Annotated in this window: 9 protein-coding genes; 6 read left to right on the top strand and 3 right to left on the bottom strand. The window is 42.5% G+C overall.

The window, feature by feature from the left end; translation table 11 throughout:
- The first annotated feature begins 57 nt into the window (after window positions 1–57).
- Window positions 58–735, top strand: a complete 678-nt coding sequence (locus PNC201_RS10230; protein WP_102056982.1) for a response regulator transcription factor — start codon at window positions 58–60, stop codon at window positions 733–735.
- Window positions 732–2,120: a histidine kinase dimerization/phospho-acceptor domain-containing protein gene (locus PNC201_RS10225; RefSeq protein ID WP_010605033.1), complete on the top strand. Its 1,389-nt coding sequence runs from the start codon at window positions 732–734 to the stop codon at window positions 2,118–2,120. Before PNC201_RS10230 ends, PNC201_RS10225 begins: the two co-directional genes overlap by 4 nt.
- Window positions 2,121–2,128: 8 nt before the next feature.
- Here the strand turns inward: PNC201_RS10225 and PNC201_RS10220 are convergent, their stop codons facing one another.
- Window positions 2,129–3,787 (bottom strand): hypothetical protein, encoded by a 1,659-nt coding sequence (locus tag PNC201_RS10220; RefSeq protein ID WP_102056981.1) that lies wholly within the window; start codon window positions 3,785–3,787, stop codon window positions 2,129–2,131.
- Window positions 3,788–3,930: 143 nt separating this feature from the next.
- On the bottom strand, window positions 3,931–5,226 hold the full coding sequence (locus PNC201_RS10215; protein ID WP_102056980.1) for an anti-phage deoxyguanosine triphosphatase: 1,296 nt from the start codon (window positions 5,224–5,226) through the stop codon (window positions 3,931–3,933).
- Between the two features lie 255 nt (window positions 5,227–5,481).
- On the opposite strand from PNC201_RS10215, the gene PNC201_RS10210 reads away from it, so the two are divergent.
- From PNC201_RS10210 to PNC201_RS10195, 4 genes are all read left to right on the top strand, one after another.
- Window positions 5,482–6,303: a glucosaminidase domain-containing protein gene (locus tag PNC201_RS10210; protein WP_010605030.1), complete on the top strand. Its 822-nt coding sequence runs from the start codon at window positions 5,482–5,484 to the stop codon at window positions 6,301–6,303.
- Entirely contained in the window at window positions 6,293–6,943 is a 651-nt protein-coding gene (locus PNC201_RS10205; protein ID WP_102056979.1) for a DUF2987 domain-containing protein, read from the top strand. The genes PNC201_RS10210 and PNC201_RS10205 overlap by 11 nt, the downstream gene beginning before the upstream one ends.
- Window positions 6,944–7,259: 316 nt before the next feature.
- Complete coding sequence (locus tag PNC201_RS10200; RefSeq protein ID WP_102056978.1) at window positions 7,260–9,926, top strand: TonB-dependent receptor plug domain-containing protein; 2,667 nt, start codon at window positions 7,260–7,262, stop codon at window positions 9,924–9,926.
- Window positions 9,927–10,281: 355 nt separating this feature from the next.
- Entirely contained in the window at window positions 10,282–10,476 is a 195-nt protein-coding gene (locus PNC201_RS10195; RefSeq protein WP_102057870.1) for a hypothetical protein, read from the top strand.
- A gap of 254 nt (window positions 10,477–10,730) precedes the next feature.
- Here PNC201_RS10195 and PNC201_RS10190 read toward each other — a convergent pair whose 3' ends face one another.
- Window positions 10,731–12,065, bottom strand: coding sequence for a dicarboxylate/amino acid:cation symporter (locus tag PNC201_RS10190; protein ID WP_102056977.1), 1,335 nt, complete (start codon window positions 12,063–12,065; stop codon window positions 10,731–10,733).
- Between the last annotated feature and the right edge of the window lie 63 nt (window positions 12,066–12,128).

The raw sequence follows: 12,128 nt of genomic DNA, 5'->3' as shown, positions 1-12,128 counted from the left end.
ATCTTAAGTTTGAGCAACTAAGCTATGTGATATTAAGCACTAGCCAAAGGTCTATTTATGAATGTGTTACTGATTGAAGATTCTGAATCCCTGCGTCGCAGCTTAACCTTAGGGCTCTCTAAACTGGGTTTTACGGTAGATGATACGGCGGATGGTTCTAGCGGTTTGAGTATGGCGCTGATGGATCACTATGATGTAATTATTTTAGATATTATGTTGCCCAGTTTGGATGGCATAAGTGTGCTTAAAGCGCTAAGACAGCAGAAGAATGACACTCGAGTGTTGGTGTTGTCAGCAAAGTCACAACCTGAAGACCGAGTGCTGGGTTTATTAAGTGGTGCAGACGACTATCTCGCCAAGCCCTTTTCGTTTGATGAGCTGCATGCACGGCTATTAACGCTAATGAGAAGAGGGGCATTTAAACAAGATGGTGATGAAATCGTGCATGGCTTTTTGACCATTGACTTGCAGCTAAAGTCGGCGTTAATTGCAGGGCAGCAAATAGACTTAACACCCAATGAGTATAAAATTTTGGAATGTTTGTTTACTAATCAAAATAAGATTATTACACCAGAAAAATTGAGCACTTATATTACCGGCAATTTCGATAGCGTATCGAAAAATGCCATCGAAGCTCACCTTTCTTCGCTACGTAAAAAGGTCAAAGCGTTGGGTCAATGCTTGCCAGTTAAAACTAAACGCGGGTTTGGATATTATGTTGAGCAACTACTATGAAGTCGATCCGAGGGAACTTAGTTAGCACATTATCAATTACCATCACAGGTGTTGTAGTCGCCATTTTACTCGCTACAGATTTGGCTGTTGACTCTTGGATTGACTCACAATTCGACAAAGCGATGCATACAAAAGTTGGCATGCTGATGACGTTAGTCTCTGAAGATGAAGATCATCTTGAACTGCACTTTTCCGGTGAGTTTTTACCTGAATTTACTGGCAATATCGAGCCCGAATATTATCAAATCTGGTTGAACGACCGAGTTTTTGCACGCTCTGACAGCTTAGATCTTTTTTCGCAACACGAGTTACCTTATTTGTCGTTATCACTTGGCGAGAGCAAAGTGGTAAATGAAACCCTGCCAGATGGTCGTGCGGGACGGATCATATATACCCGTTTTATTCCGCAGATCCATACCCTAAAAGGGGAAAAAAAATCTTTTGACGACGAACTTGTTATTGCCTATGCGGCCTCGTCGGAGGGATTGGACTTTATTCTTTGGCTCATTGATATCGTTTTTATCGTGACTATTGTATGTGTTGTGGTGTTTATTCGTGTCTTTGTGCGCAAAACGGTCGATGTTGGTCTCGCGCCGTTGAATAGCATGAACGCTCAGATAGCCAAACTAAATTTCTCTAAAGATTCAGACACCATAATATTAGAAAAGCCTGTCTCTGAGCTATTACCCGTTGAGCAAAGCCTAAACCGTTTTATTGTTGAAAACAGACAATTGTACTTGCGAGAAAAGCGCCTAACCTCAGATATTTCGCATGAATTAAAAACGCCCATTACGGAGCTTATTAATTTGGCGGAAGTTATTTCACGCTTCCCGGAAGACAATGAACTGGCGGATGACTTTGTGCCAGAAGTATTAAGAATAAGTCAGCGGATGAAAAACATCGTCACCAACGTCATGTTGTTACATAAATACGAGCAGATAAAGCTACCTAAAGACGATGTTGTTGATGTATTGCAAGTCATCAACCGTTCGATTGGTGAGATAGCATTTGATAATGTTGAGATTCAGACAACTTGCTCTGAATGTCCAATTCAGACCAACTTAATGGCAGTCGAGAGCATCATTGGTAACTTACTGAAAAATGCCAAGCGCCACCGAGTACTGGGTTCTGAAGCACTTATCGTTGTTGAAAAGGGGGCGACAAATGGGATAAATGTTCGAGTGAGCAATCAGGTTTCCGGCGAGCTCGAAAACGTGAATTTAGCACAATTATTTGAACCACTATGGCAAAGCGACCAATCGAGAAGCGCGAATGATTGCTTTGGCTTGGGCTTGCCTATTGCTAGGGCCTTTGCTGAAGCCATTGACGCGGAACTCACTGTTGCGTTGGAAGCGAGTACCATCACCTTTACATTTACCCTTTGAAGCGCTATTTAAAAGTGAGTTTCCACTGATAAACCAAGTTCCCAGCTGTCAACTTCAGGGTAGTTACTTAATGGTTTAGTAAAGTCTATATGCACTACGTTTTCATTACTTGAACGGGCGGAATATAAACGAACTCCGAGCCCTACACTACCTAGCATTTTATTGCTTATATTAGGATGTTGTATATTCTCGGATGCTTTTCCCATATCAACAAAGCCAACGAATCCTAAATCAACAAGCTGATAAATATTAATGTTAGGGTACATACGGAGCTCGAATGAAGATTTGACCGTTTGCGTACCTTGTTGATAGCTTTGTGGGAAGCCACGGATCCCTTCTTCTCCACCGAGTGCAAGAGGACGCTCGGCAAATTCCTTGTTTTGCCACGCAGCAATGACATCAGCATAAAAAGCAAAACTATCGCTCCAGCGATAATTTACCTTTGCAGCGAGAGTAGACCATACTCTATCACCTTGCTGCGTGCCGATTTGGGCATTGGTTGATGCTTTAAATCGGTATAAGACATCATCATTAAATAGCCATGCTTTATTGGCTGAAAACTCCCAAATTGAGCCAACTCCATCCGCTTCGGTATCAATACCTGTTTTGGCCGCAAGTGACCATCCGAGGTTGAAATCTTCACTGTGATTGATTAAGTCTACGTCCTGCAGCACGATATAATTATCTTCGATATATTGAAGACTTATCCAAGGCGCTAACAATTTGAAGTCATAAAGGTTATCCCTTATGGCTAAGTTTGGCTCGTCATAGCTGACATCTTGGTAATCGACACCAGCTATCCACCTAAGTGTGGTGGTGTTGGTTTGCTGCCATAAACGGCCATAAGCAAACTGCGCAGATGTACCATTATATCGAAACTGACTTTCTGTTTGACCGTTATGATAGATAGAAGTCGTTTGGTCTTGTGCATTAATATAAGCTCTATATAACAAAGAGCTGGAGCGCTGATAGAAAGGTTGATAAATGTCAGTCATAAATATTTGACCGTCATCATAATCATCTGCTTGCACTGTTATCATGGCATGTGGTTGCCATGGCGCAGGCATTTGCAACACAGTATGGTAACCGGAACGTTCATGATCAGATTTGTATTTTACGGATGCCCTAACGCCATACCCTAACAAGTTTTCTTCTTTAAACCCCAAACTTAACTTATTGTTTCCACTACTTCGGCCAAAGTTGACACTGGGTAGCAAACTCCAGGTGTCCCACGTTTGCACTGATATTTTCTGTGGCTCGGCACTACTGCATGGTTTGGCATAGTTAATTTTCGCCTCTCTGATGTATTTTTTAGCACGCAAGATCCGCTCAGCCTCTAAAATATCGGCCTCGCTAACTAGGTCACCAGCCTGAAAAGGGAGTTGAGAAGCGATAGTCGCATCTCGGGTTTCTATATGCAGCCAGTTTACGAAGTCATGGAAAGAGGTCGTTTCTGGGTCGTCCGGATTAAAAATAGGGTTTGAGTTTATTTCGATAGACTCAATCTTGATGTTTTTCTCTTGGCTCGCTTTATCCGTCTGTCGAGCCATTTTAGTACTATGTTCAGCGTTATTATTGCAAAGGGAGTCGATGCTAAATGGGTCACCAGCAAATGCAGGAGTGATTGAAGTGACTAACACGAATACCGCAACGGTTTTGGCTGGCATATATGCTCCAACTGAAAAATATCAAGCTACGTTGAAAACATATATGCCAATACTTAAGAAAGGCTTAAGAAAAATTAAAGAATGAGTTAATCGCCAATGTATGCGAATTTTTCATGATTAATTTTTACCTCTACGAGCAGAGTTTACAGTTCCCCGGTAAATAAGCGTCGATGCGTTTTTCGCGCATACTCATCAGACATGCCACCAAGATAGTCCGCTAACACGCGCATTTGCTGCGTTTCATCGGTTGCTTGCTGGTACAGTGTTTGGGTTGTATACGGCAATAATCGCATGGGATCACTGGCAAAAACTTCAAATAAATCAATAAGCAGGTTTTGACCACTAAACTCAATTTGCTGCATTTTAGGTTCACGAATTAATCTTCGATATACGAACACTTTTAACACTTGCAGGATTTCCTGAAATTCGGGTGCCATCTCAACGGTAAAATGAAGTAGGGCGGAGTCATAATCTGAGTCTTGAACGGTGAGTTTACAGTGCACAATAAACAGGTTCACGAGCTCACCTATGGTATCTTTACGATTAGATTCATCTTCTGAAAATAAACTCTCGCTCACGCGTTGTAAGTTGTGCTTTAACCAAGGTGAGTCTAACTTTTGTAATTCAGGTAGAGCGAAATCATGCCATGCTGCCTCGTTAAGGGTCTCGGTTGCAATCGCATCTTCTAAATCATGAACTGCATAGGCGATATCATCGGCATATTCCATAATGGCGCAATCTAACGATTTAAACTTAGTCTTGCGACGGAAGGTGTCTTTAACCTCGGTTTCTTGCAGCTTTATTCGGTCGTTTTGAGAAAATGGCGAGAGGATCCAATCAAATACCGATTGGTCGCATTGATAAATACCTTTTGCTGGCAGCCAATCACTAGATAAAATGTATTTTCGACTTTGTGTTTGCGTTGGTTGGTGATACCAAAGTGTGTCGATTAATGCAGGATATTTAATAAAACCTAGTAAGGTACGGCGTGTTAAGTTCATGCCATAACCTTTAGTGTATGGTTCCAATTTGGTGACAATGCGCAAGGTTTGAGCGTTTCCTTCAAACCCTCCATGATCACGCATAAGGTAATTAAGCGCTATTTCTCCTCCATGGCCAAAGGGCGGGTGGCCGATATCATGCGCTAGACATAAAGTTTCAATAAGACTAGTCGAAGGAAAGTGTTCAAACTCAGGGTGTTGTTTTCTTAAATGGCGCAGTAGACCGCTGCCTATTTGCGATACTTCCAAAGAGTGAGTTAGGCGAGTCCGATAAAAGTCGTTAACGCCGATTGCCATAATTTGGGTTTTGGCTTGCAAGCGTCTAAAAGCCGCGGCATGTATGATCCTAGAGCGGTCTATTTGCCATGCTGAACGATTGTCGTTAGGGCGGTTTTTTTGCTGCGATAGCAGACGCTGCTGCCAAGCGTTAGACGTCATACTTCTGTTCCTTTTTCTTTATATCTTAAACTCGTCTAAACTATGTACGATAACTGAACGAAAATTCGCGTTTAATTGCGGCTTTTGATATTATCAGCCGCTATTTTTGAATACTGTTATTTTGGCGTAATTTATCAACGCTCTATCAAACTATAGTAACAGAATAATTCTGTTACAGAGTGGGCTTGATAAAAGTTCTTAGAGACTTAAGGAAAGAGACTCCGTTTCCAGAACACCGCCGCTGCGAGGAGAAGTATGCAAGCTAAACTGATTAAACTCTTTGTTGCCCTAGTGACTATTTGGGCACTCTTATTCCCTTTTATCCAAGATAAAAGTCCGCAAGACACCGTATTAGATCAAGAGGATACGGGGGCGGAGGTTGTACCTAAGGTGCCCGAAAAGCCACTCCATAGCGTAAAACTACCTAATTTTGCAGCCATTCGTGATATCAAGGAGAAGAAAACGGCATTTTTCGACTTTATTAAACCGCACGTAGAAGCCGAAAATAAACAGATCTTAGAGCAGCGGGCAACACTTGAAATCGCCCTAATGATGCTGCAATTTGATGAAACCCTGACACGCAAACAAATAGAAAAGGTTGCATTGATTTTCACAAAGTATGATTTAAAAGGTGAAGCCATCAATGAATCTTCGCTTAAACGTGCTTTACGCCGCGTGGATATTATTCCTAAAGAGCTGGCGTTGATGCAGGCCGCTAATGAATCTGCTTGGGGTACGTCACGATTTGCGCGAATTGGGTTAAACTTTTTTGGTCAATGGTGTTACACCAAAGGCTGCGGTATGGTGCCGAAACGGCGAGAAGATGCGGCCGATCACGAAGTAAGAGCCTTTCAGTCGGTAAGAGCCGCGGTCAAATCGTACTTTAGGAATATCAATACTAATGATGCATACAAAGACTTGCGCGCGGTACGAGCAGAGCTGCGAGCTCAAAAAGCACCGATTGACGCTACAGTATTAACAAGTGGCCTTTTGAGTTATTCAGAGCGTGGTGAAGACTACGTAAATGAACTTAACGATATGATAAGGCATAACCGAGCGTATTTTGATGAAGAATAAGATTGTACTTGTCCTGATAATGACACTTTGGAGTGCGATAGCGTCCGCTAAAACGGTCACCTTTGCATACGACAGCTTTTACGACAGACTGAAAGTGGTAAATAAAGGCGAGTTTGAGTTTGCACGTGTGGGATTTTACCTTGTCGATACACTTAGCATGCAGGCGTGTAAAATCACGGCGGGTAATATTGTGACCGAGGAAGCGAGCTTTCCATTGTCGTACACCAATGAAGCGCAATTATTGCTACCATTTGACAAAGAATTGGACAAAGACAAAGCTAAAGTGGTAATTGAAACGAAGGGCGAAAGCTCGGACTGCCAGCTAAAAATGCAGATTGAGGCCGAGTTATTTAATACGAGATCTCTAAGCAAGTCTGATCTGTATAAAATGCAACAGGAGTTTGAAGAGTTGCTGGCTGATCTATCAGGCTTCTTTATTAAAAACCTGTTGTCATTTTTGCTGCCTGAGCAACAGGGAGTCATCGTGACCTTTGGCAGAAGTCAAAACGTCACAGATGCTACAGTGAAGTGTGAGTCGCAAGTCTGTCGAATCAGTGTCCCGAAGACGTGGTCAAACGACAATACTCACTTTGCCGACTCTGCAAATGTGAAGTCAGTGCAACCTTGGTTGGCATTATAGTTAAGTAGTTACAACACGATCATTGACGTCTTTAAACTTTAGGCTAAGAAACCGCTCTTATTCAGTAAAGATTTTAGGCGTCTTATCAACTTTTTGAAGCTGTTTGTAAAACGCTTCTCCTCCCTGTAATCCCAATTTCAACAATAATTCATACTGATAAATAACGATATTCTTTCGTCGCGAATTTCTGCTATTAGACCCCCAAAATGGAAACTTAATGTTAAATAAATGCATTGTTAAAGTTGCTTTGGTATGCTAATAATGGCTGGATTATTAAAAAAACTACAGTGTAATTATTAACTTAAGGGGAAACAGGATGACCTATAAATTACCACTCAGTGCGCTCTCAATTGCCGTATTAATCGGCATGAATCAACAAGTTAAGGCCGAAGAGACGACGCAAGTTGAACGTATTGAAGTGACAGGCTCTCACATTAAAAGAACAGACTTAGAAGGTCCGTCACCAATTCAAAGCTTGTCAGCTGCTGACCTAGCTTCAACGGGATCTACCGACCTTATTGGGGCGTTACAAAAGCTGCCTGTGTCGGGTACTGGTACTTTTAGTACACAAGGTAACTCCAGCGATGACACCGCAAATGGCGGTTCAAGTGTTGCATTAAGGGGATTAGGAGCATCATCTACGCTTGTTCTTATTAATGGTCGTCGTGTTGCCGTGAGCCCGTTTGCAAAAGATATAGAAACATCATTTGTGGACTTAAATACCATTCCTGTTTCATCAGTTAAACGTATTGATATTTTAAAAGACGGTGCTTCTGCAACTTATGGTTCTGATGCGGTCGCAGGGGTTATTAATATTATTTTACGTGACGATATAGACGGTTTCGAGGTCGCTGGTAAATTATCCAACACCGCCGATGGTGGGGCTGAAGAACAGAACTTTACTCTTCTTTGGGGATCGTCAACGCAAAATGGCCATCATAATTTCTCACTCGATTATTTCAAACGCGGTCACCTAACTTATGCCGATCGTGACTACACAGCTTCTGCTGATCAACGTTTTCGCGGTGGTAACAACTCATTAAGCTCTGCAGGTATTCCCGGCAGCGTTGAGGTGATGAGAAGCATGCTAACAGACGAACAGTGGGCAGGATTACCAGTCGTTCGTGTTGAAGATGATGGCACTCAGGTAAGGCAGACTATCTTTACGGACGTATGGGGGAATGACAAATGCGACCCTGCTTTAGATATTGGTGATATCTGTCGCTACGATTATGCACCGTACATGACTGCTATTCCGTCGACGGAACGTATTAGCTTTAACTACAATGGCGTACAAGAAATCATCGATGGTATTGAAGGTTTTGCCGAAATCTCGGCGCAGCACTCTTCAACTTTCATTCAAGGTGCAGGTAGCCCGAGCTTTACAGAACTATTTATGGATGGTGATAACCCAAACCACCCATTATTTAACGATCCAGACCACTTCTTACATGGTGTAGATATTTCAATGCGTCGTCGAACGGTTGATATCGGCAACCGTAAAAAAGATGTCGATTCAGAATACTATCGTGCAGTCCTTGGAGCACGTGGTGAGTGGAACGCGTGGTCTTGGGAAGTTGCGTACTCTGCTATTCGTTCAAGTGCAGTTGAAAAAGGCTTTGATGGTTTCCCTAACAAGCTAAGAGCGCAGCAAGCGATTGATGAAGGTTTATGGAACCCATTTGAACCAAGCACTAATACAGAAGCCGGTTTGGCGTTTTTTGAAACTACCACTACGCGTTATGGTGCATCAACCATGCAGTCACTAGATGGTACTATCTCGGGCGAATTATTTGAATTGGAAGCCGGCTACGTTGCCGCAGCGTTTGGTTTTGAACATCGCTACGAGAAAATTGAAGATAACCCGGATAGTCAATACATCAGAGGCGAAATCTTTGGTACAGAAGCAACGCAAGCTAACGGAGATCGCGATAATACTGCGATATTCGCAGAATTTAGCGTACCAGTGCTAGATACACTAGAGCTGCAATTAGCTTTGCGTTATGAAGACTATAGCGACTTTGGAACTACAACAGATCCAAAAGTAGCATTCCGTTGGTCACCGCTTGATAGTTTAGTGGTTCGTGGTTCTTGGGGGACAGCATTCAGAGCGCCTTCTCTTGTTCAGCTACATCTTGGTAGAACAGACGAATCACCAAGCGTGATAGACCGTGAACGTTGTCGCCAAACGGGTGCTGATGATGATTGTAGCCCGTATGAATACACTGCGATTGTGTCTGGTAACAAAAACCTACAACCAGAAGAGTCAGAAAACTACAATTTAGGTGTAGTGTGGCAAGCAACTGATGACTTTAGTATCGGTGTAGATTACTGGAATTATGATCAGGAAGATCTCATCAAGAAAATTGGAGCACAGAAGTTAGTTGATTGTTGTGGTACCGATCCTAATCTGGTAGTTCGTGCGCCTAATCAAGGTAGCACACTTGGTCGTATTCTCTCCATTAACGACACCTTTGTTAACATTGGTGGTCGTGAAACAGACGGTTTCGATGTTAACTTAGCCTATGCATTAACTACTCGTGAAATGGGTGAGTTTAAGTTCAATTACAACTTAACTTACGCGCTTAACTTTGAAGAACAGTCGTTTGAAAGTGACGAACAAGGTAACACATTCAATGTTGCTGAAGATCTCAATGGAGAGTATCAGCATCCGCAGTTCCGCTGGACAGCGGGTATGGACTGGGCTAAAAACGATTGGCTTGCAAATATCAGCGTAAACTATGTTGATTCTTATAAAGATCTTGCTGACAGTGATGGCAATAAATATGAGATTGATTCATGGACTACTGTAGATACAAGTGTCAGTTATATTGGCGTAGAAAAGCTGACAGTAACTCTAGGTGCATCTAACTTGTTCAATGAAGAAGCGCCGCTTGCTCCTTCAGAGTCAATGGGAATTGACAATAAAACGCACAGTATCCTTGGTCGTCAAGCATATGTGAAGTTTGCATACCAATTCTAATACGTTAACGTTTATTAAGATGACAGCCGCGCTTTATAGCGCGGTTTTTTCTTATACCAATTTGCTTAATTAAGTGGCCTATTTTGAGGCGAGGAAATTTTGTCAATAACCCCGCTACCGCGTCCTGCTATCGCCAAGGTACCTACATCCGTGTAGGCAAAGCGGAAATTTTGCTATTTAACCTGAGGTTTGGATAAGGAATGTTCCAACTCATTGTTGCTAAAGCACAACTTAGTTTTCTCCTTATCTAGCCAGAGAGTTTTAGGGAAAACACCGCTTCCGCGTCCTGCTCTCGCTAAGGTACCTACATCCTGTAGGCAAGGCGAATTTACGCACCAATAGCTGGCTATTGGAAGTGAATTCAACGCAGTTAGCGCTAAAACTGGCTGCTAGAAAGGCATTAATTATCCGCAGCTCAGGTTATTTAGTTGTTCTAAATGAGAAATTTTTAACGCCGTTAGCGTCAGATTTGCTCCTTCAAATTGAGCAAGTATTAAGACTAATTGGTATTATCCACAACAGTGTATTTGTTGCACAGGACTTAGCCTGAGCAAATGTCTAGATAAGTGTTCTATCTTTGAGATGAGAGAGGATTACCGATAACTTCACGTCCAAATCCTGCTATAACTAAAGCACTCACATGCATAGGCATGGAGAATCTTCTGCTTAATCTTATTCTGTAACTAGGAAAAAGTGACAATGAAGAAAAGGGTATGGATAGCTGATATGTCGCAGAGAGGAGTATTGAGTTGGCTAGTTGAGGAAAATAACGCAGCTATTTATAGTTAGCTGCGTTATTGATATTTACGCTTTTGCTTTAGAAGTGGTTTCTTCTAGTTCTTTTGCTGCATCAGGGTCGTTGAAAACATCGATATCAAATTCGTTTTCAGATTTGGCCACAGCACAAGTTACCATACAGTCACCTGTTACGTTAACTGCTGTTCTTGTCATATCTAATAGTCTGTCTACACCAATGATAAGCGCGATACCTTCAACAGGCAATCCAACTTGGTTAAGCACCATTGCAAGCATGATCAAGCCAACACCAGGCACGCCTGCCGTACCAACTGACGCAAGAGTCGCAGTCAAGATAACCATGAGATAGTCATTGATGGTGAGGTCTACGCCAAATACCTGAGCGATGAAGACCGTTGCAACACCTTGCATGATAGCCGTGCCATCCATATTAATGGTTGCACCCAGAGGGATCGTAAAAGAGGCAACTGAGTTATGCGCACCTAGTTTCTTAGTCGCGGTCTCCAGTGTTACGGGCATAGTTGCACTTGAGCTTGACGTACTAAAGGCAAACATGCATGCGTCTTTCATCTTCTTCAGGAAGATAATAGGGCTCAAGCCTGTTAACAGCTTGAACAAAATTGAATAGTTAATGAATGCATGAATTAGCAGAGCTGCCAACACTACCATAAAGTATTTGCCGAGCTCGGCGATTAACCCCATGTCGATGGTTGTAAACAGCTTAGCCATTAAACAAAATACGCCATATGGTGCGACATTCATCAATAAAGTCACTAACTTAAGCACTACTGTATTGAGATCTTCAAATACAGATGCTAGGCGAGCACCGGCATCTCCGCTTAGTGCCATAGCAATACCAAATAGCAGCGCAAAGACAATGATTTGAAGCATGTTACCGTTGGCCATCGCGTCAATTGGGTTAGTCGGGAACATGTTGATTATAACTTGCACAAGTGTCGGCGCTTGCTTTGCGTCAAATGACGCGCTGCTTGGAATTTCAACGCCACCACCCGGTGCAATAAGTAGTGCGAGCGTAATCGCTACCGTGATTGCGATTGCTGTTGTAATGAGATACAAACCAATGGACTTACCACCCAAGCGGCCCAATTTTTTTGGGTCACTAAGGCTACATGTGCCACATACAAGGGAAATAAACACTAAAGGAACAACAAGCATTTTTAAGCTTGCAATGAAGATCTGCCCACCGATGTGGAATAAACCGTCAACGAAGAAACCTTTAATGGGGAGGTCAAAGAGACCTAAAGGAATAAGTATTTCTTTATTCTTACCTAGGATGGCTTGAAGGGTGAGGCCTAGTACAACCCCCAACACCATGCCTATCATAATGCGCGCCGTTAGGCCCATTTTTTTATTTTCTGACATTGCCCTAACACTATGTATCTTAAAACTGCTAAAGCTTAACAGGCTTGGCGCAGATGAACAGCA

The sequence above is a fragment of the Pseudoalteromonas sp. NC201 genome (genome assembly GCF_002850255.1).
Taxonomy (GTDB): Bacteria; Pseudomonadota; Gammaproteobacteria; order Enterobacterales; family Alteromonadaceae; genus Pseudoalteromonas.
This window is presented reverse-complemented; position numbering and strand designations above follow the sequence as displayed.

Coding starts and splice junctions, on each gene's coding strand:
- PNC201_RS10230 (WP_102056982.1), top strand. CDS start 58: ATGAATGTGTTACTGATTGAAGATTCTGAATCCCTGCGTCGCAGCTTA.
- PNC201_RS10225 (WP_010605033.1), top strand. CDS start 732: ATGAAGTCGATCCGAGGGAACTTAGTTAGCACATTATCAATTACCATC.
- PNC201_RS10220 (WP_102056981.1), bottom strand. CDS start 3,787: ATGCCAGCCAAAACCGTTGCGGTATTCGTGTTAGTCACTTCAATCACT.
- PNC201_RS10215 (WP_102056980.1), bottom strand. CDS start 5,226: ATGACGTCTAACGCTTGGCAGCAGCGTCTGCTATCGCAGCAAAAAAAC.
- PNC201_RS10210 (WP_010605030.1), top strand. CDS start 5,482: ATGCAAGCTAAACTGATTAAACTCTTTGTTGCCCTAGTGACTATTTGG.
- PNC201_RS10205 (WP_102056979.1), top strand. CDS start 6,293: ATGAAGAATAAGATTGTACTTGTCCTGATAATGACACTTTGGAGTGCG.
- PNC201_RS10200 (WP_102056978.1), top strand. CDS start 7,260: ATGACCTATAAATTACCACTCAGTGCGCTCTCAATTGCCGTATTAATC.
- PNC201_RS10190 (WP_102056977.1), bottom strand. CDS start 12,065: ATGTCAGAAAATAAAAAAATGGGCCTAACGGCGCGCATTATGATAGGC.